General features: G+C 40.5%; 21 protein-coding genes. 16 read left to right on the top strand and 5 right to left on the bottom strand.

Features of this window, described 5'->3' with window-relative positions; translation table 11 throughout:
- Positions 1 to 21 precede the first annotated feature (21 nt).
- Positions 22 to 2,016 carry a sodium-translocating pyrophosphatase gene (locus tag AAC000_RS05530; protein ID WP_339720805.1) on the bottom strand — a complete coding sequence of 665 codons (1,995 nt, stop codon included), beginning with the start codon at positions 2,014 to 2,016 and terminating at the stop codon, positions 22 to 24.
- 314 nt (positions 2,017 to 2,330) lie between these two features.
- Here AAC000_RS05530 and ppa point away from each other — a divergent pair, with 314 nt between their 5' ends.
- The 4 genes from ppa (at position 2,331) to AAC000_RS05510 (ending at position 6,457) form a co-directional block, all read left to right on the top strand.
- Positions 2,331 to 2,879 (top strand): inorganic diphosphatase, encoded by a 549-nt coding sequence (gene ppa / locus AAC000_RS05525; RefSeq protein ID WP_339720804.1) that lies wholly within the window; start codon positions 2,331 to 2,333, stop codon positions 2,877 to 2,879.
- Positions 2,880 to 3,063: 184 nt separating this feature from the next.
- The gene (locus AAC000_RS05520; protein WP_339720921.1) at positions 3,064 to 4,227 is read left to right on the top strand and encodes an MFS transporter; all 1,164 of its coding nucleotides are present in this window, start codon (positions 3,064 to 3,066) and stop codon (positions 4,225 to 4,227) included.
- Entirely contained in the window at positions 4,224 to 4,697 is a 474-nt protein-coding gene (locus tag AAC000_RS05515; RefSeq protein WP_339720803.1) for a DUF3299 domain-containing protein, read from the top strand. The genes AAC000_RS05520 and AAC000_RS05515 overlap by 4 nt, the downstream gene beginning before the upstream one ends.
- A 140-nt stretch (positions 4,698 to 4,837) precedes the next feature.
- Positions 4,838 to 6,457 (top strand): methyl-accepting chemotaxis protein, encoded by a 1,620-nt coding sequence (locus tag AAC000_RS05510; protein ID WP_339720801.1) that lies wholly within the window; start codon positions 4,838 to 4,840, stop codon positions 6,455 to 6,457.
- A 50-nt stretch (positions 6,458 to 6,507) separates the two neighbouring features.
- Here the strand turns inward: AAC000_RS05510 and AAC000_RS05505 are convergent, their stop codons facing one another.
- The gene (locus AAC000_RS05505; RefSeq protein ID WP_339720800.1) at positions 6,508 to 6,906 is read right to left on the bottom strand and encodes a thioesterase family protein; all 399 of its coding nucleotides are present in this window, start codon (positions 6,904 to 6,906) and stop codon (positions 6,508 to 6,510) included.
- Between the two features lie 12 nt (positions 6,907 to 6,918).
- Positions 6,919 to 9,747 (bottom strand): excinuclease ABC subunit UvrA, encoded by a 2,829-nt coding sequence (gene uvrA / locus AAC000_RS05500; RefSeq protein WP_339720799.1) that lies wholly within the window; start codon positions 9,745 to 9,747, stop codon positions 6,919 to 6,921.
- A gap of 201 nt (positions 9,748 to 9,948) precedes the next feature.
- On the opposite strand from uvrA, the gene AAC000_RS05495 reads away from it, so the two are divergent.
- The 3 genes from AAC000_RS05495 (at position 9,949) to AAC000_RS05485 (ending at position 12,963) form a co-directional block, all read left to right on the top strand.
- Entirely contained in the window at positions 9,949 to 11,286 is a 1,338-nt protein-coding gene (locus tag AAC000_RS05495) for an MFS transporter (RefSeq protein WP_339720798.1), read from the top strand.
- A gap of 12 nt (positions 11,287 to 11,298) precedes the next feature.
- On the top strand, positions 11,299 to 11,904 hold the full coding sequence (ssb, locus tag AAC000_RS05490; protein ID WP_339720797.1) for a single-stranded DNA-binding protein: 606 nt from the start codon (positions 11,299 to 11,301) through the stop codon (positions 11,902 to 11,904).
- Positions 11,905 to 12,117: 213 nt separating this feature from the next.
- Positions 12,118 to 12,963, top strand: coding sequence for a PEP-CTERM sorting domain-containing protein (locus tag AAC000_RS05485; protein WP_339720796.1), 846 nt, complete (start codon positions 12,118 to 12,120; stop codon positions 12,961 to 12,963).
- Positions 12,964 to 12,988: 25 nt separating this feature from the next.
- On the opposite strand, the gene AAC000_RS05480 is transcribed toward AAC000_RS05485, so the two are convergent.
- Both AAC000_RS05480 and AAC000_RS05475 read right to left on the bottom strand, forming a co-directional pair.
- Complete coding sequence (locus tag AAC000_RS05480; protein WP_339720795.1) at positions 12,989 to 14,146, bottom strand: AraC family transcriptional regulator; 1,158 nt, start codon at positions 14,144 to 14,146, stop codon at positions 12,989 to 12,991.
- A gap of 252 nt (positions 14,147 to 14,398) precedes the next feature.
- Entirely contained in the window at positions 14,399 to 16,426 is a 2,028-nt protein-coding gene (locus AAC000_RS05475) for a TonB-dependent receptor (protein ID WP_339720794.1), read from the bottom strand.
- A gap of 613 nt (positions 16,427 to 17,039) precedes the next feature.
- Here AAC000_RS05475 and AAC000_RS05470 point away from each other — a divergent pair.
- From AAC000_RS05470 to AAC000_RS05430, 9 genes are read left to right on the top strand one after another with little or no spacing between them, the layout of a single operon-like run.
- Complete coding sequence (locus AAC000_RS05470; RefSeq protein ID WP_339720793.1) at positions 17,040 to 17,963, top strand: MSHA biogenesis protein MshI; 924 nt, start codon at positions 17,040 to 17,042, stop codon at positions 17,961 to 17,963.
- Complete coding sequence (locus AAC000_RS05465) at positions 17,963 to 18,577, top strand: PilN domain-containing protein (protein ID WP_339720792.1); 615 nt, start codon at positions 17,963 to 17,965, stop codon at positions 18,575 to 18,577. Before AAC000_RS05470 ends, AAC000_RS05465 begins: the two co-directional genes overlap by 1 nt.
- Before the next feature lie 21 nt (positions 18,578 to 18,598).
- Positions 18,599 to 19,276: a type II secretion system protein GspM gene (gene gspM, locus AAC000_RS05460; RefSeq protein WP_339720791.1), complete on the top strand. Its 678-nt coding sequence runs from the start codon at positions 18,599 to 18,601 to the stop codon at positions 19,274 to 19,276.
- A gap of 6 nt (positions 19,277 to 19,282) precedes the next feature.
- Entirely contained in the window at positions 19,283 to 19,621 is a 339-nt protein-coding gene (locus AAC000_RS05455) for a hypothetical protein (RefSeq protein ID WP_339720789.1), read from the top strand.
- Positions 19,611 to 21,266: a pilus (MSHA type) biogenesis protein MshL gene (gene mshL / locus AAC000_RS05450; RefSeq protein ID WP_339720787.1), complete on the top strand. Its 1,656-nt coding sequence runs from the start codon at positions 19,611 to 19,613 to the stop codon at positions 21,264 to 21,266. Before AAC000_RS05455 ends, mshL begins: the two co-directional genes overlap by 11 nt.
- A gap of 3 nt (positions 21,267 to 21,269) precedes the next feature.
- Entirely contained in the window at positions 21,270 to 22,178 is a 909-nt protein-coding gene (locus AAC000_RS05445) for an AAA family ATPase (RefSeq protein WP_339720785.1), read from the top strand.
- Complete coding sequence (locus AAC000_RS05440) at positions 22,175 to 23,281, top strand: tetratricopeptide repeat protein (protein ID WP_339720783.1); 1,107 nt, start codon at positions 22,175 to 22,177, stop codon at positions 23,279 to 23,281. Before AAC000_RS05445 ends, AAC000_RS05440 begins: the two co-directional genes overlap by 4 nt.
- On the top strand, positions 23,278 to 25,149 hold the full coding sequence (locus AAC000_RS05435; protein WP_339720781.1) for an ATPase, T2SS/T4P/T4SS family: 1,872 nt from the start codon (positions 23,278 to 23,280) through the stop codon (positions 25,147 to 25,149). The genes AAC000_RS05440 and AAC000_RS05435 overlap by 4 nt, the downstream gene beginning before the upstream one ends.
- Entirely contained in the window at positions 25,136 to 26,356 is a 1,221-nt protein-coding gene (locus tag AAC000_RS05430; protein ID WP_339720779.1) for a type II secretion system F family protein, read from the top strand. The genes AAC000_RS05435 and AAC000_RS05430 overlap by 14 nt, the downstream gene beginning before the upstream one ends.
- Positions 26,357 to 26,358 lie beyond the last annotated feature (2 nt).

Raw genomic sequence — 26,358 nt, 5'->3', positions numbered from 1 at the left:
TTTTTTAATGTGTGACTAAACTTATAAGAGGGGGGCAATAACCAAACTCACTATCGCCATGACATTAATTAAAATATTCATAGATGGACCAGATGTATCTTTAAAGGGGTCACCAACTGTATCTCCCACAACCACTGCAGCATGAGTATCAGAACCTTTTCCACCTAAGTTACCTTTTTCTACATACTTTTTAGCATTGTCCCAGGCACCACCAGCATTAGCCATCATAAGAGCAAGTAACACACAGCCCAAAAGTGCGCCTCCTAACATACCACCTAAGGCATAGGCTCCTAAACCAAACCCTATTAAAGGTGGCACCCCTACCGCTATCACACCTGGTAAAATCATTTTTTTCAGTGCCGCTTGAGTTGCAATATCAATACAGCGAGCATTATCAGGATCGGCCGTACCTTCCATTAATCCCTCTATTTCTCTGAACTGCCGACGAATTTCATGGATCATTTCAAAAGCGGCATCCCCCACAGCGGTCATAGTGATGGATGCAATTAAGAAGGGCAGTAATCCACCAATAAAGAGTCCAATCAGCACCATAGGATTACCCAAGTTCAGGGTAAAGTCGGGGTATTTATTCACTAAGGTTTCTATAAAGGCAGCAATGATAGCAAGAGCAGCAAGGGCCGCTGCACCTATAGCAAAACCTTTACCAATAGCCGCAGTGGTATTCCCTAGTTCATCGAGGGAATCAGTTATGGCACGGGTCTCTTCTCCTAACCCTGCCATTTCCGCAATGCCGCCTGCATTGTCAGCCACCGGACCATATGCATCAATTGCCATAGTTATACCCACAGTTGCTAACATGCCTACTGCGGCAATACCTACACCATATAACCCTGACAATTGAGTAGAGGCAAAAATAATCCCACAAATGGTCAGTACTGGAACAACGACTGATTGCATACCTACCGCCAAGCCAGTAATCATAACAGTTGCGGCGCCAGTTTCCCCTGATTCAGCTATCTTACGTACCGGTGTTGAGGCGGTGTAATATTCAGTCACTAAGCCAATAATAATACCACCTACTGCACCAGCAACTACCGACCACCAAACATTGTCATTGACACCTAGTTTGGCCACCACAAAATATGCCGCAACAATAAAAATCACTGCCGCTGACATAGTTCCAGCGCGCAAAGCCACTTCTGGTTTACTGGCCGACAGCAATTTCACCATTACGATGCCTGCTACTGAACACAATAAACCAGTTGAAGCCAATGCTAAGGGCAAGAACATTAAAGACTCACGGCTTCCTAATACACCCACAACCATAGTAGAAGCGATAGCAATTGTAGCAATCATTGCGCCACAGTAAGACTCAAAAATATCTGACCCCATGCCCGCTACATCTCCCACGTTGTCGCCAACATTATCAGCAATAACACCAGGGTTACGTGGGTCGTCCTCAGGAATACCTGCTTCAATTTTTCCTACTAAGTCAGCACCTACATCAGCACTTTTAGTAAAAATACCGCCCCCAACACGTGAAAATAGAGCAACGATTGACGCGCCCATACCAAACCCATGGATTACGTGGGCAGTATCAGGATCGCCGCCAAAAAACCAATAAAGCGCCCCTAATCCTAAAAGCCCCATAGATGCCACACAAAGTCCCATAACTGAGCCCCCCATAAAGGCAATAGTCAGAGCCGCGGCAGGCCCCTCATCATGGGCGGCTTGGGTAGTACGCACATTAGCCTTAGTAGCAGTAAACATCCCCATGTAACCTGCAAAAGCAGAACACAATGCGCCAGCTACAAAAGCGATAGTGGTGTATTGACCCAAAGAAAAATACAAAGCAATTCCTACCACCAAGGCAAAAAGAAACAACATTTTGTACTCACGATGCATAAACACCATAGCACCGGAATGAATGGCTTCCCCAATCTTTGCAATCGCTGGATTGGAAACAGGAGATTTTTTAATAATGAGGTAAATTACAAAAGCACAGAGTAGGCCAGCAAATCCCAAGATAGGTGGCAAGTAGAATAGTTCAGTCATAAAGGTTCCCAGAGTTAATGTAACTATGAAACAAAGTAAACCATAGTGAGCAACGCTAAAAATGGCTTCACTTTGCAATACATTTACGCCAATCTCTCATTGCCTACTTCAATCATGAGTAAATGGCTATTTTATTGTTTTATTTACAATTTATTTACATTTGCATTACAACTATAACGAGATAATTGTCTTTAGTTCAAGTTTTAATCAATATTTGTGCTTAGGCGACGTTTTAATTACTTTGTTGAGTTTCATCTTGTGTCTCTAAGCTTTATAATATTGCTCATTAAAATTCAACAATTTTAGGTAATACTATGAGCCTCAATGCTGTATCAGCTGGTAAAAATTTGCCAGACGAAATTAATGTAATAATTGAAATTCCTGCACACTCTGATCCTGTCAAATATGAAGTAGACAAAGAATCAGGTGCGATATTTGTTGACCGTTTTATGGCAACTTGTATGCACTACCCTACTAACTATGGTTATGTCCCACACACTTTGTCTGAAGATGGCGACCCAGCAGACGTATTAGTGATTACACCTTTCCCACTTTTGGCTGGCTCAGTTATTCGTTGTCGTCCAGTAGGTGTATTAAAAATGACTGACGAATCAGGTATAGATGCAAAAATTCTTGCTGTACCAGCTGATAAGTTATCAACAATTTATCGTGGCATTACTGATATTGATCAAATTCCTGAGTTAACTAAGCATCAAATTCAGCATTTCTTTGAGCATTACAAAGATTTAGAGCCGAACAAATGGGTGAAAATTGATGGTTGGGAAGACGCTGCAGCTGCTAAAGCAGAGCTCGTAAACAGCGTGAAGTTGTATGAAGCAGCCATAGATAAACCGGCATTCTAATTTTATTTGAAAATTATATGTGTTGTCTAAGCCGGTTCCTTTAACCGGCTTTTTTATTTGTGTGAATAAAAAATAGTATGCGACAATTAAAATCAATCGTTATTTAGGTCAAACTATTGTGCATTTTTTTTCCTTACCCAAACGCTCTGAAATACGCAAAAACCCACAATTCCTATTACTCGTTATGGCCTTTGTTATGCCATTGGTTTTTTCAGTGTGGAATGCCTTACTCAACAACTTTGTTGTAGAAAAAGCCCAGTTCAGCGGCGCAGAGATCGGCATGTTGCAAAGCTTGCGAGAAGTCCCCGGGTTCTTAGCCTTTACCGCTGTATTTTTATTATTGGTGATAAAAGAACAGACTCTTGCCTTACTCGCACTTGCGGTAATGTGTATTGGTGTGGCGGTCACCGGCTGGCTGCCCTTTGAAATAGGGCTTTATTGCACCACTGTGCTTATGTCAATTGGCTTTCATTATTTCGAAACCATCAATCAATCGTTAACTTTACAGTGGTTGCATAAAGACAAAACTGCACACTTTATGGGAAAACAATTGGCTGTTAAGAGCTTCGCTTCTTTATTAGCTTATGCCTCTATTTGGGTTCTAATGGAAGGGTTTAATGTGGCTTATACCACCATGTATATGTTGGCTGGAGGGATTGGCCTACTGATTGTATGTGTGATGTGGGCGAGTTTCGACACCTTTTCCCATGGCTCAATTCAACATAAGCATATGTTCTTACGGAGGCGTTATTGGCTATATTACGCCTTAGTATTTTTCAGTGGAGCGAGGAGACAAATATTTATGGTATTTGCTTCCTTTATGATGGTTGAAAAATTTGGCTATTCTGTGGGTGATGTAAGTCTACTTTTTATTATCAATTATGTATTTAACCTACTGTTTGCGCCGAAAATTGGAAAATGGATCAGTAAGATTGGAGAGCGCCGCGCATTAACCATAGAGTATCTTGGTTTACTTGTGGTCTTTATTAGTTATGCCTTAGTAGACGATAGCCGTATGGCAGCGGGTTTATATATAATAGATCACCTGTTTTTTGCAATGGCCATCGCAGTGAAGACTTACTTCCAAAAAATCGCCGATCAAAAAGACTTTGCCTCCACCGCTGGCGTCAGCTTTACAATCAATCACATTGCAGCGGTTGTGATCCCAGCATTACTCGGTATGGTGTGGTTAAGTTCACCTAGCCTAGTCTTTTATATAGGTGCGGGTTTTGCGCTTTGCTCTTTATGTTTAGCGCTGAATATTCCCAACACCCCAAGTCTAGGTAATGAAGTTATCAAAAATCCCTTTTTTTGGGCAAATCAAATACAGGCCAATAAACACTCATGATGAAAATTATCCAGGCAACATGTTTAATAGTCACTTTGTTGAATCAGGTGACCTTTGCTAAAGAACCACTCGAACTTTTTTGGGAGGACATGGTGCCAGCAGATTATCAAACGCCCGACACGCCCTTGAGCCACGATGGCAGTATGATGCAAATGGGAGTTGATGCCCCTATAGTCGAAAGTCTAAATGGCAAATTGGTAAAAATACCGGGCTTTGTTGTTCCTTTGGAAGGCGACAATATCAACACCAGTGAATTTTTATTAGTACCTTATTTTGGCGCCTGTATTCATGTGCCGCCCCCTCCTGCCAACCAAATCGTTTATGTGAAGTTTTCTGAAGCTGTGCCGATAGATAATCTAAACGATGCCGTTTGGGTGACAGGTATATTAAACACTCAAGGGTGGGAAGGTGACATAGCAACAGTGGGATATTCTCTAGTAGGCATCAATGTAAGTCCATATGATGGATAGAAAAATATTGTATAAGTAGTCAATCATAAGAAACTTTTGTTGAACAATAATTTGTCTATACTGAATTTTAGAGATGATTTTTAATAAGTGACTGACACACTCACAATGCTGAGTCGCAGACACAATATAAAGGTGATTTGATGAATTTTTTGACAAAAATGTCTATTGCGCAAAAATTGTTTCTTATTCCAATCATTGGAACTGTAGGGTTTTTATTATATTTAGGTATTACTACCTCCACAGCCTTAAAAAACGTCGATTTGTTAAAAAACGTCATTGATGTGCAATATCCAGCCTTAGACGTCACCAAAAATGCATTGGTTAAAATGGAAAAGGTTAAAGAAACCTTAAGCAGTGCTGTCACCACAGGTGATGATGAATCCTTAGAGAATGCCCAAAATTACGCCAAAGATACTCAAAATTTATTGCAAAATATTAAGACTATTGATCCCAAACTCAGCACTGATATAAATGGCATTTTGAAATCCTTTAATGACTACTACAAACTCGCATTTAACGTGTCTAAATCAATGATCGATGGTACCGCTGACTATGCAAAGTTGGGCGAACTGTCTACTACCATGAACAACAACTATGACAACGCCTTTAAAAACCTAACTAATTTTAAAGATGTGCGCACTAAAGCCTTCCAAACGGATATACAAGAAGCAAGTGACAGTGGCCGTGCGACTATTTTAATTGGTGGGGCCATGGCCTTGTTAACTATCATTTTATTATTTGCTACAGCGGTTCCTATTGTTAATGGCATCAAAGGCAGTATTGTCCAGGTAGTTAATTCTCTTAAAGATATAGCCCAAGAAGACGGAGATTTAACGGTAAGAATCAAGTCAAAAAACCAAGATGAAATTGGTGATTTAGTGCATTGGTTTAATGAGTTTATGGAAAAACTTCAAGGCGTCGTGAAAGACATTGTTAATGCCTCCTTACCTTTGTCAAAATTAGCTCAAAATTTGAATCAATTGACTGATGACACCAATAAAACCATAGATGTCCAACAACGTTCTGCTGGGCAAGCAAAAAATGCGGTAGATGAAATGAGTCACAGCGTCGTTGCGGTTGCTGAGAGCGCCGCAGAAGCAGCAAATGCTGCCAGTGATGCATCTATAGCAGCGAGTGATGGACAGGCCGTAGTTAATGACACTGTGCTCAGTATTCAAGAGTTGGCAGCTAACGTAGAAGACACGGCAGAAGTCATCAGGAAGTTAGAATCCGATTCCATTCAAGTAGGAGTGGTACTTGATGTGATAAAAGGTATTGCAGAACAGACCAATCTACTAGCGCTTAATGCAGCAATCGAAGCGGCAAGGGCAGGTGAACAGGGCCGTGGATTTGCAGTAGTCGCAGATGAAGTGCGCACATTAGCGTCAAGAACTCAGCAATCTACAGAGCAAATTCAGCAGACCATTGAACAACTACAAAATGCCGCCCGTTCTGCTGTTAGTGTTATGGCGAAAGGCACAGAACAGGCTGGGAACAGTGTAGAAACCGCCAATAAAGCTGGCGCAAGTTTATCGGTTATTACTGATACAATTAATCGTATTACCGATATGAATGATCAAATCGCTCGATCTACCGGAGAACAACAGAACGTAGCCAAAACCATCAGCAGTAGTGTTGATGAAATTCATAGTCGCACTGAAGAAACAGCCACCAGTTCCAGAGAGCTAGCATCGGTCAGTTCAGAACTGGCAAAATTGGCGCAGCATTTAGAAGGCATAGCAAAACAATTTAAGGTGTAATGTTTTAATTAATAGCCAAAAAAAACCGCTTCAGCGGTTTTTTTTGGCTATTAATTAAGAGGGTAAAAATTCTCTAAAAGAATGTCTTTTATGTCATCCCTTATCGCTACAGATTGTTTCGTTTTAAAATCAAAATGCACTAAAGTGGTTGTGCCAGTTACACACTTAATTTGCTGCTGCCACAACTCTTGGTATACATCAAATGAACTCGTCCCTATGCGGCTAATGTAAGTTCTCACTTGTACTTTATGACCATAATAAATCTGCTCTAAAAAATCGACTTTATAACTGGCCAAAATAAGCGGCCAGTTTTGCAGATCCAATTCAGGGTTAAATAGTTTAAAAATAGGCTCACGAGCACTTTCAAACCACCCCACCAGCACAGTATTACTTACGTGGGCTAAAGCATCTGTTTCGTAAAAACGTACATTAAATTCTTCACTAAACATATTTCAAAGCAACTAATTTAGTAATAAGGGTTTAAGGAAGCGTGCAGTGTGAGATTCTGCCACATTACAAATATCTTCAGGGGTGCCTTGTGCAACGATTTGGCCTCCACCCGAACCGCCTTCAGGCCCAAGATCTACTACCCAATCTGCCGTTTTTATCACATCCAAATTATGTTCAATCACAACAACAGTATTGCCATGGTCACGTAATCTATGCAGCACCTCCAACAACTGTTTAATATCATGGAAGTGCAGACCTGTTGTAGGTTCATCTAATATATACAAGGTTTGCCCTGTATCGCGCTTCGACAATTCTTTCGCTAATTTAACCCGTTGAGCTTCACCACCCGACAAGGTCGTTGCCGCTTGCCCCAAGCGTACATAAGACAGCCCAACATCCATCAAGGTTTGTAGCTTGCGGGCAATAGCAGGGATAACATCAAAGAATGGGCGGGCTTCTTCTACCGTCATATCTAATACCTGATGAATATTCAGACCTTTATACTGAATCTCTAAGGTTTCTCGGTTATAACGTTTGCCTTTACATATATCACAAGGCACATATACATCCGGTAAAAAGTGCATCTCGACTTTGATCACGCCATCACCTTGGCATGCTTCACAGCGTCCACCTTTGACATTGAAGCTAAACCGCCCGGGTTTATAGCCTCGAGACCTAGCTTCTTGGGTACCAGCAAATAATTCACGCACCGGTGTAAAAATCCCCGCGTAAGTCGCAGGGTTAGAGCGTGGAGTACGCCCAATAGGACTTTGGTCAATGTCCACTACCTTGTCCATAAACTCCATACCGGTAATGGTTTTATAAGGGGCAGGCTCACCTGTGGTAGCACCGTTTAATTCTCTATGAGCAATACGATAAAAAGTATCGTTTATTAAAGTGGATTTACCTGATCCAGAAACTCCAGTTACACAGGTCATTAATCCAAGTGGCGCTTTAAAGGTCACATCTTGCAAGTTATTGCCGGTAGCGCCAGTGAGTACTACCCATTTATCTTGATCAATCTCAGTGCGTTTCTCTGGAACTTCAATTCTTTCTTTACCAGATAGGTATTTACCAGTAAGCGAGCGCTCACTGTTTTTTATATCTTCGATAGTACCTTGAGCAACAACTTCGCCGCCATGTACACCTGCGCCAGGGCCAATATCTAAAACAAAATCCGCAGCGCGAATCGCATCTTCATCATGCTCAACCACTATGACTGTATTACCTAAGTCACGAAGATGAACAAGAGTCTCAAGTAACCTTTCATTATCTCGCTGATGCAATCCAATAGAAGGTTCATCAAGCACGTACATCACCCCGACTAATCCCGCCCCTATTTGACTCGCCAACCTAATTCGTTGAGCTTCTCCCCCCGACAAGGTATCGGCACTGCGTGAAAGAGATAAGTAATTTAGGCCTACATTAACCAAAAACGTTAACCTATCATTAATTTCTTTAAATATTTTTTCTGCAATTTTTAATCTTTTGCCCGTTAACTTCAAGTTACTGAAAAATGCCAATGCATCGGCAATCGACATATCAGTAATAATATTTAGTGGCGTTTCGCCTACAAATACGTTTCTGGCTTCTAATCTCAAGCGAGTACCTGAGCAACTAGAGCAATGTTGCTGACTTAAATATTTTGAAAGTTCATCCCTGACTGCATTAGATTCAGTTTCTTTGTAGCGTCGCTCCATATTGGGAATGATCCCTTCGAAGGGATGTTTACGCTCCATAATGTCGCCACGATCGTTGATATATTTAAATTTCAACGAGGTGCCTTTACTACCGTATAACACTGTATCTCTGGCTTTTTCATCTAGCTCTGCAAAAGGCACAGTCAAATCAAATTTGTAGTGTTCCGCCACTGCTTGCAACATCTGAAAATAATAGTAACTGCGTTTGTCCCAGCCTCGAATAGCCCCGCCAGACAAGCTAATTTCTTCATTAGCGATTATGCGATGCGGGTCAAAAAACTGCCGAGTCCCCAAACCATCACAACTTTGGCAAGCTCCGGCAGGGTTATTAAAGGAAAACAGCCTAGGCTCTAACTCAGCCATGCTATAACCACAATGAGGGCAAGCAAAATTAGAAGAAAATACCAGTTCTGGTTTGTCTGGCTCGTCCATAAAAGCCACTGTTGCGGTACCGCCTGATAAATTTAAGGCGGTTTCGAAAGATTCCGCCAACCGAAGTTTTAAATCTTCACGTACCTTAAAACGGTCGATAACCACATCAATAGTGTGTTTTTTGTGTAAATCTAATTCAGGAGGATCCGACAAATCACAAACATTGCCGTCTATTCTTGCTCGAATGAAGCCTTGTGCCGCCAGGTTTTCAAGTGTTTTAAGGTGTTCCCCTTTGCGATCTTGAATGACGGGAGCAAGTAACATCAGTTTAATATCGGCTGGCATATCCAATACGCGGTCAACCATTTGACTAATGGTTTGTGCATCTAATGGAACATGATGCTCAGGACAACGTGGCTCACCTACCCTTGCATATAATAATCGCAAATAATCATAAATTTCGGTAATGGTCCCCACAGTAGAGCGGGGATTGTGGGACGTGGATTTTTGCTCGATAGAAATAGCTGGCGATAAACCTTCAATGTGGTCCACATCAGGTTTTTCCATCATAGATAAAAATTGTCTCGCATAGGCCGACAAGGATTCGACATAACGCCTTTGCCCTTCGGCATACAAGGTATCGAAAGCCAAAGAAGACTTACCCGAACCAGACAAACCTGTGATAACAGTTAATTTGTCTCTGGGAATATCTAGATTGATGTTTTTTAGATTGTGGGTTCGAGCACCGCGTACTTCAATTCTATCCATTTTTAACTTTTATCACATACAAAAGAAGAAGTATTACACACTCTTGAAACCAGCTCTACGGCAACTCAGATTATCTTTTAGTAGGCATAATACAACTAATCAAAAATGTTGTTTAAATTGTTTGTCAAAAAAGAATCTATGCTAGACTAGTCGGCTATTTTGACATCCACCTTTTAGATTTTTTTGATAATAGATTAAACCTTGAATTCCACCGAACTTCGCAGCGCTTTCTCTCTTGCCTTTGTGTATGTATTACGCATGCTTGGCTTATTTATGGTAATGCCAGTCATAGCCATCAGCGCCAAAGAATATCCCGATTATTCAGCTTTTTTAGTGGGTTTGGCCATAGGTGGGTATGGATTAACCCAAGCCTTATTACAAATTCCCATGGGTGTGTTATCCGATAAAATTGGCCGTAAACCTGTTATAGCGGGCGGCTTAGTCATTTTTGCTATTGGTAGCATTGTGGCAGCAACGGCAGATACTTTATTTTGGGTTGTAATCGGACGTTTTCTGCAAGGAGCGGGGGCTATTGCTGGCGCAATAATGGCCTTGGCCGGTGATTTAAGTCGCGAGAACCAACGACCAAAAGTGATGGCGATAATAGGGATTTCGATTGGTTTCTCATTTTACCTAGCATTACTTTTAGGCCCAATTATTGCCAGTAAATTTGGCTTAAGTGGTATATTCTTGATGACGGGTGTGTTGGCAAGCCTATGTGTATTTTTAGTGTTGTTTGTTGTACCTAATGCAAAAAATATTGCGCCTAAGGGCGACACCCTGCCAATTTACGAAGATCTAAAAAAACTATTTACCCATCCACAATTAATACGACTTAATATCAGTGTGTTGTTATTGCATATGCTGATCACTCTGTTATTTGTACAAATCCCAGTATTTTTGGTCGATTTAAATTGGCCACTTGCCACGCATTGGGAAGTGTACTCAATAGTATTAGTTGCTTCGGTTGTTGGTCTTATTGGGCTCATGGCTCTCGCGGCAAAGCGTAAACAGGCCGTCATGCAATTCAGTGTCGCAGGCATGGCGATAGTATTTACACTGTTAATTTTCGGCCAACATTCGATTATTTATTTAATGCTGTTGGTTAGCTTGTTTTTCACCTGTTTCAATTATCTCGAAGCCAATTTTCCAGCCATGGTTTCAAATATCGCCCCAGCGGGGAAAAAAGGCTCAGCTATGGGTGTATATGCTAGCTTTCAATTTTTTGGTGCATTTATTGGCGGCGTGTTATCAGGCAGTATTGGCGAGTTATTAGGCACTCAATGGGTATTTATTCTGGCAAGTGTTTTATGTTGTGTATGGTTGCTTTTGATCAAAGGGATCAACGCGACTGAAAGGCTAAAAAGGTATACACTTAAAACAAATGAACCAACAACAGATCTGACTTTACAACAGCTATCAACACTAAATGGCTTGGTTGATATAACAGTAGTTCCCAATGAACAAGTTATGTATATAAAAGCAGAACAAAATTTCGATATTCAACAAGCTCGACTTGTACTGAATTTAAAAGATTAATTAGGAGGAAACATGGCGAGTAAAGGTGTTAATAAAGTAATTTTGGTGGGCAACTTAGGAAAAGATCCTGAAGTAAGGTATACCCCTAATGGTAAAGCTGTGGCCAATTTGACCTTAGCCACATCAGAAAGCTGGAAAGATCAAAGTGGCCAGATGCAGGAAAAGACTGAATGGCACCGTGTTTCCATGTTTGGAAAGTTAGCCGAAATTGCTGGCGAATATTTGCGTAAAGGCAGCCAAGTTTATATTGAAGGTAAACTTCAAACTCGTAAATGGCAAAACAAAGAAGGTCAAGACCAGTACACAACTGAAATTGTATTAGACCCATTCAATGGCGTTATGCAAATGTTAGGTGGTAGAGGTGGCAGTCAATCTGAAGGGGGTTTCCAAGGGCAACAACGTCCTGCAGCGGCACCACAACAACCCAATCAAGGCTACCAGCAAGCGCCTCAACAAGGCTATCAGCAAGCACCCCAACAGAATCAGCAATACCAAAAGCCACCAGCTCAAGGTAATCCCCAACAATCAAATCAAGGTTTTAACCAAGCGCCTCAGCAAGGCCAATCAGCCCCAATGGCTGAACCAGATTTTGATTTTGATGATGACATTCCTTTTTAGGCTGGAATATAAAACTATCAATATAAATACAAGTATTTAATCAAAACAAGCCCAGCAAATTGCTGGGCTTGTTATTTTTACAGCTAAATTAACAGCCCAAAGTTGGACAGTTTAGCCATATTTTTGGTATTGCTAGTGCGTTATTATCCACATTATATAAAGGTCTCAGTGAAGTTGTGACCTATCCCTCTAATGTAGATAAGGTTCAATGCAGTGAAAAACATCTTAGCTTTGCCATTTTTAGTCATCTTAAATATTCCCTTCTTTGCTGCGGCTGGGATCATTAATTTGGGGACTGCCGATAGTTATATTTTTGCTGCAGCGAATAACGAGCAATGGGGAGGCAGCTTATTACTTGGATCGGAGGCGCATATTTTTGGAAGTGTGGCGGCATCAAACACTTTAGAGTTAGGTGCAGGTGTAATTGTTGATGGTGATGCATGTTCCGGTACCACTAATGATTGGGGGGCAACAGTTGCTGGGGCAACAGGTTCATGTAGCAACTTTACTCAGTTGGCCAATGATATAAATGGCGCGGCGGCGCAAGCATTAACATTTTCAGGTGCTAATTTAGGTAATTTATCGGGAAGCTCTGAAATCTTAGGGAATGGATTTCAGTCATTTTTAATCAATGATTTACTGCTTGCTGGCGGCGATACATTAACTGTCACTGGCGGTGTGGACGACTATTTTGTTTTTAATGTTTTTGGCGGTGCAAAATTAGGTTCTGGTGCCAATATATTATTGCAAGGTGGGGTCGCCGCTGAAAATGTTATCTTTAATTTTGTGTCAAACCCTTCATCTCAAAGTTTTGAGCTCGGTGGTGCAAACATCAGCGGTACCTTTTTATCATCTGGGCGCTCCTTTGTGATTGGAGATGGAGCAACTCTGAATAATTCACGGTTCTATTCTACACAAAGCATTATTGCAAACGTTCAAGATGTACGTTTCCAAAGCAATACTGTGACTCAAGTAACAGTACCTGAGCCTGCAACATTTGCTTTTTTTGTTTTAGGTGTCTTGGGGTTGACCATGAGTAGCCGTAAGCGACAATCCTAATTGGTAAGCATTAAATATCTAAAGATTAAGTTAATGCTAACAACAGCTGTTTTAACTCGTCAAAATTTGGAATATTTAAACACGCTGCTTTTTGTTCTAAGACACTAAAGTCACGATGGCCTGCAGCCGAAAAATATAAACATGACAGCATAAATAACACTAACTCATCTTGCTCACTACCTTTCGCAACCGCTTGACTGACTTTATCCAGATGACCAATTTGTTTGACTAAGCTTGCATCTATATGCCATAGCGACAACATCAATGAAGACGCCGAATAGAGACTGATCCCCATGGACTCTCGAATATGCAAATTCAATGAACCTAAGTCGTCTATTCCTTGCAATGAATACAGCATCATTTCATGTTTATAGGCACTTTTATGACTTAATAAAAAAACGCCTAATAATGAAAACACTAATACCTGCTCTGTTAACGCAATATCGAAATTAAGGTTTTTTGCTACCCTCTTGCGTACAAGTTGAAAGAATTTAGGTGCTAATAAAAAAGCTTGGCTATATTGTTCAATAATGACCTGTTCTAAATGGTTTTGCAGCGCGTCTTTTACAGCAAATACCACTGCAAAATTCACTATGGTTTGAATGCCTAAATTTCGACTGATTGCTTCTTGAAGGTTTTTCGGGGTTTTGCCATATATAGCTTTACTAGCCTGCCCCATAATTCGACCAGAAAAAATAACGTCTTGACTAACAATATCAATCACCCGTTGCAGATTGAGATTATCTTGATCTTTTTCACGCAAAAGCTGCTGGCAACTATCAGGCATAGGAGGCATATTTGCTGCGATTTCGGTCAGTTTTACATAATTACTTTGGGCACTACTGGCTAACGATAATTCACGAAACTGTGATGGAGTAATACCGAATTTTTGTCGAAAAGCGCGCTCAAAAGTAGACCGCTCTGAGTAGCCAAGTCTAATAGCTAACTCTTCAATTTTAGTTTGTTTAGTTAATAATACGTTTACGCAAAGTTCATTTAGAAACTTACTTTGAATCAGTTTATAACTGGTTTCTTCTTGGGTGAGCTTACGCCTAAAGGAGGTCATACTAATGGCCAATTCAGAGGCACATTGTTCAATAGTTAACGATGCAGGCAAATCTCGTTCGCTTAATAAGCGATTAACAGCCACTGTGAGTAACAAAGAGGGTTGTGAACTATTCATCAGCACTTTTTTAATTAATGTGGACTTCCCAATTTTATAGGCACACAAACAGGAAAGAAATTAGGTTATTTTTACAGGATAAAATCTTACATTAGCATGTAAAAAAAACCTAATTTACACCTTGGACTACTTTTTGAAAAAAGGATTTGGTACTTCTAATAGTCAAATACGACAATTATTATCTGTGGATTAGTGATAAAACACGCCCACGGCAAGCTGGTTCATGAGCTTGAGTCACTGAATAATAAACATTTAATATCGATACCGAACAGAGCCGTAAACAGCCCGAGACTCACCTACAAAATAGCGATAACTACCAAAGCCAAAATCAGCTCTTTCTGCATAATCTTTATCGCTTAAGTTAGTCACTCTTATGCTGGCATCTACTGTTTTATTTAATGCCCAGCCCGTTCTCAAATTAAGTAAGTTATGACCGCTATATTCAGCGCTGTTTTCTGGATTAAGATAATAATTACCTTGATGCACCCACTCCAGTTCAATAAAACTACCTGAATCAGCCCGCCAACCTAGTTGTAAACTGCCCATGTGTTCTGGAGCGGTATCTATTTCTTTACCCTTTATATTGATCTGACTAAGCCTAAGATTCGAGTCGTATTGGTGTTTAGCAAAGGTGCCATTGGCAGACACATAGAAATTCTGCCAGTGATAATTGAGTGCTAACTCCACTCCTTGATGCGAGGTTTCACCATTACTGATATTTTGCCTATCGGTATCTTGAAAAATAAAGTTATTTTTTTCCATAGAGAACAAGGTGAGGTCGTAGAAAATCCCTTGTGTCTGGCCTCTTAACCCTAGTTCAAAGGAATCAACATTTTCTGCCTCGAGTTCAGCCAATGTTTGTCCGGCTTGAAGTCTAAATAACTCAGCAGCTTGGGGAGCCCGATAACCGGTAGAGTATTGTGCATAGAGTCGCTTATTTGCGGTTAATGCGTAGTTTGCATTGATTTGATAGGACCATTCATCATAATCGACTATTTGATCTTCAGGCCGTGTAAATCGGCAATTTTCTACTCCTTCGGCACAGGCACTTCCAGCGGTTAAACGATTGTCATAGTCGTACTTAGTGCGCTCATACCTTACACCAGCACTAAGATTTAACTGCCGACTCGCAGACCATTGAAGTTGCGCAAAGGGTGAATATACAGTGGCATTCACTTTGTAATCGTAATGCACACCGGCGGGTATTGTAGGCGAAAAGTCTTCAGCTTGCGTCTCTGTTAATTGCCCATTCGTCAAGTCGACGTCAACACCACTGAGCCAAGTTAAATCACCGTAATCCTTTTGGAATTGTAATTGTGCACCTAGGCTAGTCTGACTGTTTTCTTCTAATGGCTGCCACAGCAGAAAGTGTTGTAAAAATTGCATATCAGCCCACCTAACATAAGGCGTTATGGTGAGGCTCGTTGAGTCATTTTCTACATAGCTAATTTGACTATAGATGCGCATGGACTGACTATCACGAAACGCTTCTGGGTTAGGATTTTGTCTTTTGAGTGCAGCGTCTTTATAGGCTTCAAAACCACTTATAAAGCCAGCCGTTTCCTGATTTAGATTCGTAGCCGCTAGTACACTTTTAACCTGCCATTTCCCTTCTTGATATTGATGTATCAGATTCAATTTTTGTTGTTCAAAACCACTGTCTTGTAGATACCCACCGTCTTTTGTGATGTTGCCGTAAAATAACAGCCCCTGATGTTCATTTGTTGTAGCTAAACTGAACATGCCACGGGAATAGTCATGGGGTCCAATACTCAATGATAAAAGTGAATGCTCTGATTCAAAAGGATCTGGCGTCAGAACATTAATAACGCCATGTACTGCATTTGAACCATACATAGTACTTGCTGGACCCCGTAACACTTCAATTGAAGATGCCTGCTCGGTATTGGCATCAAATAATTGATTAACGTTGCAAAAACCCGGTGCTCGTAATGAAATACCGTCCTGTGCAATAAAAAATGCGCCACAACCACCCGCTCCGGTTAACACTGGAGAACGAATTGCGGTTAGGTGTTCTTGGCCATTTCCTCGGCTAATCCAGCCGCCAGGGATCCGCACCAATGCCTGATTAATATGTTGTTGCTCAATCAACCTTAAACTTTCATCATCTAACCAACTAATATTACTACCAATATCCATAACATTATTGCTAGCACGGGTCGCAGTGACTGTGATGTTGTCAATGTCTTGCTCTTGAGTTATCCCTGAAATCGGAATATTCAATAATATTAAAGCGAAAAAAGGAATTTTGTAGTTCAAATAAACTCCGAGGGTAAGTGTTTTATACATTAAACCTATCAAATTGTGAGTTATTGTACGTTGCAAACCTATGACAGCACCACCTTAGGTTCACTGTTCTTTTATAGGATAAGTGGCTATTGGTATTATTTCGCTGATTACAAAAAGAGTTTAGGACGATTTTTATCACGACACTTAAAAGACTAAAAATACATCCAATGGCGCGGTTGATGTTGAAATCAATGTCATTCTAGGTACAAGTGATCTAGGTATTGCATCTGCCGTGGCCTTAGCTAAAAAGCAAGGTATAAGGTATTTCTTTATCGAACACAAATCATCTAGAGTAATCATGCAACTTCCTGAAAGTATTAAACATTTTAAGTCACCAGATAAATAACACCTTTAAAATCAACCTTGCTAATGGATAATAACCCCTGATTCTTTGGGCTTAATATTTCATTGCTAATTGACCTTATTAAGCACCTTGCATTTGTCTGTAATTCATCCTTTTTTTTGTCATAAATCATTGGAATTGTTAAAAAAACTGTTCTTAACCATTGCCCATATAAAACTAGCGCTTTAAGTCGTTTTTTGCTGTAATGGAGACTAGTAATTAAGAAACAAAGTCTGTGACATGCAAATTGGTTGGCGCGAGTTTATTAAAAGTCGATTTAGTAAGGCCTCAAAATTTCATTCCGTTGGGATTGAAATTGGTGTTGATGAATGTCATGTGTCTACCCTGCAAAAAATTAAAGGCCAGATTAATTGGGTAAAACAAGACTCACTACCCATCGAAAACTGGCAAACCTCCCTTAAAACCTACGTTCAAAATAATAATCTTACAAACACACAGTGTAATGTCGCCTTTTCCATTTCGAAGTATCAACTGTTACAGCTAGATAGGCCTGCGGTGGAAGACGCAGAGTTGAACCAAGCCTTGCAATGGGCAGTTAAAGAACAATTGTTTAGTGACGATGAACTTGCAATTGATTATTTTGATACCCCTGCTGCATCTAACCTCACAAAATTAAATGTTGTAGCTATCAGTAAACGAGAGGTTATAGAAGTTCGCAATGGTGTATTAAAAGCGGGGTTGGCACTGAATATAATTGGAGTTGAAGAACTTGCAACTTGTAATTTAATTGCACCAAGTGATGACGCCATTATTATTTTAAAACAAGAAGAAGGTGGGCAACTCAGTCTAAATATTATTAAACAAAACGAATTATACTTTTCTCGGCGTTTACGTGGCTATGAAAACCTCGCCAATTTTTCACCTGAAGAATTAAAAATGGGTGTGGTTGATAACCTAAGTTTAGAAATTCAACGTTCTATGGATTATTTTGAGAGCCAGTTACGCCAAGCCCCCGTCAAGAAAGTCTATATTTCTTTAGATACCATTCATCAGGACGTGCTTGCAGACTCCATAAAAGAAGTGATTTTTGTGTCAGTGGAAAAATTCATCCCTAATGTGCCTCAAAATACTAATAAACCAATAGCACCATCAAGTCTTGCAGGCTTAGGCGCAGCAATTAATAACGCGAGTTTGATTGCCTGATGAAAAATAGAATTAATCTTTACCTTCCAGAGTTTCACCCAAAGTTACGTTTGCTTTCTTTACACCTTGTTATTGCTACTTGGGTTTTAACCGCTATTTTTTGCGGGTTGCTGTACTTTTATTTGGCATCTGGACTGCAAAATCTTCAATCTGATGTGGACAAAATAAAAGGTGATAAGCAGCAGCAAGAAATATTAGTAAAAGAATTACAAAACGCTGTAGATAACCTAAAAGTTGATCCCGCCCTGCTGCAACAAGTTGAAAAAAATCAGCAACTAGTTAACCTTAAAAAACGCGTGTTAAATGAACTGGCTGGTCAAGAGCAGCTAAAATCAAATGGTTTTTCTAACTTGATGTTAGATCTCGCAAGTCACAATCAAACTGGGTTATGGTTAACCCATATAAACCTAAATGGTGTAAGCGTCGTAATGGAAGGGGCAGCGACAGATTCTGCCCTTGTACCCAAATGGCTTAGTTCTTTGGGCCAAACTGATTATTTTAGCGGCCAAGAATTTGCAGAGACTAGGCTGTATCGGGACTCGGAGAAACAACTCAATTTTATAATTTCCACAGGAAAAGAATCTAAAGTAGAAAAAGGATCTAACAATGAGTAGCGAAAAAGGGTCCGATAATTTATGAAAAATCAGTATGACCTAAAAACAGAATATAGAAAACTATCAGGTAAATTCCACACACTGAGTTTACGTGAACAGTGTCTAATTCTGCTTTGCGGCCTAGTGATATTAATATTACTGATGTACACCTTTGTATTTCAACCATTAATTGTTAATTCAAATAAACTACAACAAAACAATGTGAGCACAAAAAGAGAGCTCGCTTCCTTGTCAGTTCAAGTCGCACAATTAACGGAGAAACTAAACACGGATCCAAACGACCCAGTCAATGAGAGAATCGCTGTTTTAAAAAATGAAATTCAAAGTATGACTACGCAGTTAGAGACACAAACTCACAACTTAGTTCCTGCAAATAAAATGGCAGGCATGTTAGAAAGTGTTTTAGCCGGTAGCAAAGGGCTAAAACTCATTGAGCTACAATCGATTGCCCCTATTCCAATAATGTTGGGGACTGTCGAAGAGGACGAAGAGCCAAAGGCCGGGCTATACCGCCACGGTGTTACTCTTATATTTGAAGGTCAATATTTTGATATTCAACAATATCTAGAAGAATTAGAATCATTGCCTTGGAAGTTTTATTGGAAAAAGTTCGACTACTTAGTGGGTGATTATCCTACTGCGAGTGTTGAATTAGAAATATACACACTTAGCACCAACAAAGCTTTCATAGGGGTCTAAGGGCAGATGCAACCTTTAATCATATTATTAGTTTTTAGCTTTGCCAGCGCGCAAGCCAATACACTGCAAGATCCGACTAAACCTAGTCAGAATCAATCGAACTTTACTGGCCAAGACCCCAATACAATGCTAGCAATGGCTTTAAAATTAACCGCCATCATTAGTACCAATCAGAATAAGCAAGCTATTATTAATGGAAAAAGCTTTACTCAAGGAGAGCTGGTGCAAGGATACAAGGTGATTTTTATAAGTGAAAATCACGTGATTTTAGAAGGTTCTGATGGTCCACAGACACTTTATGTCAATAACAACAACATTAAAAAAGACACAAATAATGGTTTCTAAAAAATTACTTCTTTTGAGCATAATGGTGGCTATTTTTTCATGCCAAAGTCCGCAAAAAACCACACCGGTATCTCATTCTTTGGATTCTGCGATTTCCGAGTATGAAAACGAAACCAAAGCTGTGCAAGATCGCCAGCCATTGGAATCAGTACCTGACGAAATTAATCAAGCATTACTCCCCAGTCCCAGTGACACGCCCAGCCAATTATTTGGCGAATCTAAATATGATATCAATGCCCAAAAAGTGGGGGCCGCCGCCTTTTTTAGTAGCATAGTCAAAGATACGCCGTACAGTGTCGCGATCCATCCTGATGTGACTGGAGATATATCACTGGACCTCAAACAAGTGTCACTAGCGGAAGTGTTTGATTTAGTTTCTGAAATTTATGGTTATGAAATTGAGCGTAAGCGAAATATTTATCGTATTTATCCCTCTGGAATGCGCACTGAAACTTTCGCCATAAATTACTTACTTATGACTCGCGATGGCTCAACTCAAACCAGTATTACTTCTGGAGGGGTATCCCAAGAGTCAGGGAACAACAATAGTAATAATTCGCAAAATGGCTATAGTGGCAACTCAAGTAATTCCGGAAGCAGTAGCAACTTCGGCTCCAGTAGTAATATCAACGGCACCAATATTTCTACTCGCACTGAAACAGATTTTTGGGCCGAACTTTTAGCGACTTTAGAGTCAATGATTGGTGAAGGTGACGGCAAAAGTGTGATGGTGACACCTCAAGCTGGATTAGTCACAGTGCGCGCTTTACCAAAAGAAATTAGAGCGGTAAAAGCGTTTTTAGACGTGTCTGAAGACATTATCCAGCGACAAGTGATTCTTGAAGCCAGAATTATTGAGGTGGCATTAAATGATGGCTATCAACAGGGTATTAATTGGGGACAAATTTTAGCCAACAGTGGTTCCACTGATTTTCAGTTTTCCAATACTGCAGGTAACATAGGAAACAGTATTAGTGCCGCCTTAGGCAACATCACCAGCTTGTCATTTATTAATAAAGACTTTTCCGGCGTATTATCACTATTATCTACTCAAGGTAATGTGCAAGTATTGTCTAGCCCTCGCGTCACCGCCATCAATAATCAAAAAGCGGTGATTAAGGTGGGAGACGATGAATATTTTGTCACCGATGTCTCTAGCCAAAGTACTATCTCTAGCAGTACCACATCAGTGGTTCCCAACATTGAGTTAACCCCTTTCTTTTCAGGCATAGCGTTAGATGTGACACCACAAATTGATGCTGATGGAATGGTGTTATTACACGTACACCCTTCAGTAATCGAAACTGAAGAGCAGGAAAAAATAGTAACCTTGAATGAAGAGCAATATGTACTACCTCTTGCTCAGAGTAATATTCGCGAATCTGATACTGTTATTCGCGCAAAATCTGGTGAGATAGTTGTGATTGGTGGATTGATGCAATCTATTATTTCTGAATCAGAATCAAAGACTCCTTTACTCGGTGATATTCCAATTTTTGGCAATCTGTTCACCAATAAAAGTAACAGTGAAATTAAGAAAGAACTGGTGATTTTGATCAAACCTACTGTGGTAGATAAAGACACATGGAAACAGCAGTTAAGACGTAGCAGGGATCAAATGGCCGATTGGCTGCACGTGGATTAAATCATGTATCTATACCATTACGGTATTAAAGAACTACCTTTTACTTTAACGCCTAATACCAGCTATTTTTTTGGCTTGCCTAGTCATAAAGAAGCCATTCAAGTGTTATTGACGGCACTTAAAACTGGCGAAGGTTTTATTAAAGTAACTGGTGAAGTTGGCACGGGTAAAACCCTAATTTGTCGTAAATTGTTAAATGAATTGCCGCAACATTTTGTCGCGGCATATATTCCCAATCCTTACCTCACCCCTACAGAATTGCGCCGTGCTGTCGCGAGTGAGTTACATGTGTTATTAACAGATCAAGCTGACCAACAGGAATTTACTCAGCGCATTCAACAACGTCTTATCCAAATTAACCATGAAAACAAAGGTGTGGTACTCATTATTGACGAAGCACAAGCACTACCAATAGAGAGTATTGAAGCCCTTAGGTTGATTACCAACCTTGAAACTGAATCCCGCAAGTTGCTGCAAGTAGTGTTATTTGGCCAGCCAGAATTAAACGACAAGTTATCTTTACCAGAATTAAGGCAATTAAAACAACGGGTAACCTTTTCTTATACCTTGCAACTAATGGATGCGGATCAGGTTTATCAATACGTTAGACATCGAATGAATGTTGCCGGTTATCGTGGTGGTGAGTTATTTGATCGAAAATGTTGTTCGTTGCTTTATAAAGCCAGCCAAGGAACCCCCCGAATAGTCAATGTGTTATGCCATAAAGCCCTAATGTTAGCCTATGGCGAAGGCATGCAAAAAATCACGCCATTACACGTAAAACTTTCCATTAAAGATACTGAAGCTGCGAAGCAAAGTAATAATATTGTTGTAATTTCATCTATTGGCTTGTTAATTGTGATGCTGGCTATTAGTTTTGCCTACTTGGCTTGGTCAGGATTCGCGATATGAGTGTAGTGAACAAGATGCTACAAGATCTAGAAGCGCGCCAAACTCAAACTGATGAGATTCAGGCTGATTATCAAGCTCCACCCAAAAAGCAATCAAAGCTTTTGGTTTTGTTGCTGCTGATTTTGGCTCTGGCAGCGATTATTTTTGCCTTAACAGATATAGATAGCCTGTTTGGCGACACTAAAAGCAATCAGGTTAAAGCCACCACAGATTCTCAAGCCTTACCAGCGAAAGCAACGAATAAAATGACAATGGTCTCTGAAAAAGTAGCCCCAGCTCCTATCCACGTAAAAGACATTAAAAATCAGCCCGTTAAGGCCAATATTTCAACTCAGACTCCAGATACAGAGATACAGTTGCCTAATGAGGTTTTAGCTGAGAAAGCCACACCACTACAAAAATCTCATACGGCTACAAACCAAATACAACCTATAGACTCTCAAGGTGAGTCTATAGAAACAACCACTAAGGCAGAGCCCCTCAACGAAACGGCTGCATCTAGTTTTAGTAAAACGGATACTAGTCAGGAAAATAACAGCAATAGTTTAAAACAACGCATAGTCGAAAGCCTCAATGATGATGACCTAGACTTGGCAAAATCATTACTGTATGAATTATTGGAAACTGAACCTACTAATATTAAAGCGAGAAAAAAACTCGCCTCATTGCAATTTGCCCAAGGAAATTATGCCCAATCCAAACAACTTCTTGTTCAAGGAATTGAGTTACATCCTGTTCAAAGTGATTTGAGGTTGATGTTGGCGCGATTGTATATGGTGCAAAAAGCCCCCTCACAAGCAATCAATATATTGACTGAATTTCAACCGAGTACAGGCAATCAAGTAGAATACTTGGGTTATCGGGCGGCGTTAGCGCAGCAACTAAAACAAACAAAATTAGCAATGTCAGATTATCAATCTCTGACAATAATTGAATCGACCAATGCAAAATGGTGGTTAGGCTTAGGGATAGCAAAAGATCAATTAGGTGAAACAAATATGGCGGTGAAGGCTTACACTAAAGCCCTATCCCTCGACCAATTAGATAGTTCGGTGAACGATTTTATCCGACAACGAATTTCAGTACTAGCAGGCGCACAATGAAACCTAAAGCCAAAATACGCTTAGGCGACCTACTTGTCCAACAAGGTATTATCAGCGAAGAACAGTTGATGCAGGCGCTTGCGGCACAAAAAGAATCGGGCCGTAAACTGGGTTATATGTTGATAGAGCTAGGATTAGTTACCGAAAATCAGCTTCTCTCATTTTTATCACAACATTTGAATGTGCCTTTAGTGGATATCAGCAAACATGATGTGCAGCTAGCTGCGGTAAATATGTTGCCTGAAGTACAAGCTCGCCGGCACCGCGCTTTAGTGCTTGAAGATAAAGGCGACAGATTGTTAGTAGCAATGAGCGATCCCGCCGATTTAGCGGCTCTTGACGTTTTGTCTAGACTTTTGCCTAAACCAATAGATGTCGCTGTGGTGAGCGATACTCAACTGATTCAAGCCTACGACAATTTATACCGTCGTACCGAAGAAATAGCCTCATTTGCACAAGAGCTTGCAGAAGAATATCAAGATGATGCCGAATTCGATTTTGATTCAGGCGTGGGCGACGAACAAGACACCGCAGTAGCTAGACTATTACAATCTATTTTTGAAGATGCGGTTCAAGCTAAAGCGTCAGATATTCATATTGAACCGGATGAATCATTGTTACGGATCCGCATGCGGGTAGACGGCGTACTTCAAGAAAATGTTATTCAAGAGAAAAACATTGCTTCGGCCTTAGTGCTTAGGCTTAAGTTAATGTCAGGTCTGGATATATCTGAAAAACGCCTCCCCCAAGATGGCCGAACCAGTATGCGAATCAAAGGGCACTCTATCGATGTGCGGGTATCGACAATGCCAATTCAGGCAGGTGAATCAGTGGTAATGCGTTTACTCGATCAATCTGCAGGTCTACTGACTCTTGACCAAACGGGTATGCCGAATAACCTATTAACTCGTTTTAGAAGCTTATTACATCGACCACACGGTATGATTTTGGTGACTGGACCAACAGGTTCAGGTAAAACCACCACACTATATGGAGCGCTTAGCGAATTAAATAAAGCGGCATCAAAAATCATTACTGTCGAAGACCCAGTCGAATATAGGCTGCCAAGAATTAATCAAGTTCAAACTAATAGTAAAATTGGTCTAAGCTTTGCGAATATATTACGTACTACATTACGTCAAGATCCAGACATTATTATGGTCGGCGAAATGCGTGACCAAGACACTGCCGAAATAGGGTTACGCGGTGCATTAACGGGCCACTTAGTTTTATCCACCCTGCATACCAACGATGCAATTAGCAGCGCAGTGCGATTATTAGATATGGGGGCTCCGGGTTATTTAGTTGCCAGTTCATTGCGTGCAGTTGTAGCGCAAAGGTTAGTGCGTAAAATTTGTAACAATTGCAGCGAAGATTACCGCCTCAATAACGAAGAACTACTTTGGTTGAGCAACTTGGATGACAATTTACAGGCCATCAACTTTAAACGTGGTAGAGGTTGCCAAAGCTGCAATAAAACAGGTTATAAAGGACGTATAGGTGTATTTGAATTACTTGAAATGACCGAAAGCATGATGAATGCATTAAAGCTAAATGACACTATCTCCTTCTCACAAGCGGCACAAAACAGCCCAGGCTTTGTGCCACTGGCGAAGGTGGCCCTGATGTATGCCAAAATGGGCATTACGACAGTTGACGAAGTGCTTAAGTTAATAGAAATGGTGGCAGATGAACGAGCAATTTCTAAACCAGTGAATAGTGACGCTATTGAACAAGAACTAGCACAAGTTGTAGAAGAACAGAGCGCTAATGAAGCGACTAGTAAAGACGAGCCCAACTCTTCTGGCTTTTCCTTTGAACTAGAACCAATAGACAAACCTCCAGGAGGCGACGGTGGCTCAGTTTAGCTATACAGCAAGAAAATCAAGCGGTGAACTTGCCACAGGTGTTTTGGAGGCTGCTGATGCCTCATCTGTGGCGCAAATATTAGTTGGGCGAAGCTTTACTCCCATAGAGATCACTGAAAATAGCCAAGAACAAACGGCTGAATTAACCAAGGTTTCTTTTTTTACACCCAATATTACACTCGATGACTTAGTCATTTTTTCGCGGCAAATGTATTCTTTAGCCAAGTCTGGGATACCTATTTTGCGGGCAGTGAAAGGTCTAGCTGATACTACTGGCTCGAAACGTATGGCAATTGCGCTAGATGATGTGGCAGATCAATTGGAACGAGGTCGTACCCTTTCTTCAGCGTTGCACAAACATGACGATGTATTTGGGCGATTATTTGTCAGCATAGTACATGTGGGAGAAAACACCGGTAAACTCGATGAAGCCTTTTTACAGCTATCATTTTACCTTGAGCGCGAGCAAGAAACCCGTAAACAAATTAAAGCGGCGACCCGTTATCCTATGTTTGTATTGATTGCCATAGTGATTGCAATGGTGATCATGAACATGGTGGTCATTCCTATTTTTGCCGAAATGTTTTTGTCTTTTGGTGCAGAGTTGCCGCTGATGACACGCATTTTATTGGCTACCTCTAACTTTTTTATGACTAAATGGCCCTATTTAGTTGTGGGTACCGCTCTTGGAATATTCCTGTTAATTAGATACTTACGCACAGAGAAAGGCCGTTATAAATGGGACAAAACTAAGTTAAAGTTGCCAATTGTAGGCAGTATTTTTGAGCGTACTTTATTAGGCCGATTTGCCCGTAGCTTTTCTATGATGTTGGTTTCAGGTGTACCACTCACCTCAGCCCTCAACTTAGTAGCAGAAGCTGTTAACAATGCCTTTATGGCCGAACGTATCTTGAATATGCGTAAAAATATCGAAAAAGGTGAAAGTTTGTCCCGAGTGGCCAACAGTAGTCAATTATTCACGCCTTTAGTATTGCAAATGATCAGCGTTGGAGAAGAAACAGGACGAGTCGACGAGCTATTAGCTGAAGTAGCAGAGTTTTATGAACGAGAAGTCGACTACGACTTAAAAAGTCTCACCTCCAAAATAGAGCCTATATTAATCACCATAGTAGCTGGTATGGTATTAGTGTTAGCCCTAGGTATATTTACTCCAATGTGGGACATGATGGGGGCCATAAAAGGCTAACA

It is taken from the genome of uncultured Paraglaciecola sp. (genome assembly GCF_963977085.1).
GTDB lineage: Bacteria > Pseudomonadota > Gammaproteobacteria > Enterobacterales > Alteromonadaceae > Paraglaciecola.
The sequence above is the reverse complement of the archived record's forward strand: the minus strand, read 5'-3'. Positions and strand labels throughout refer to the sequence as shown.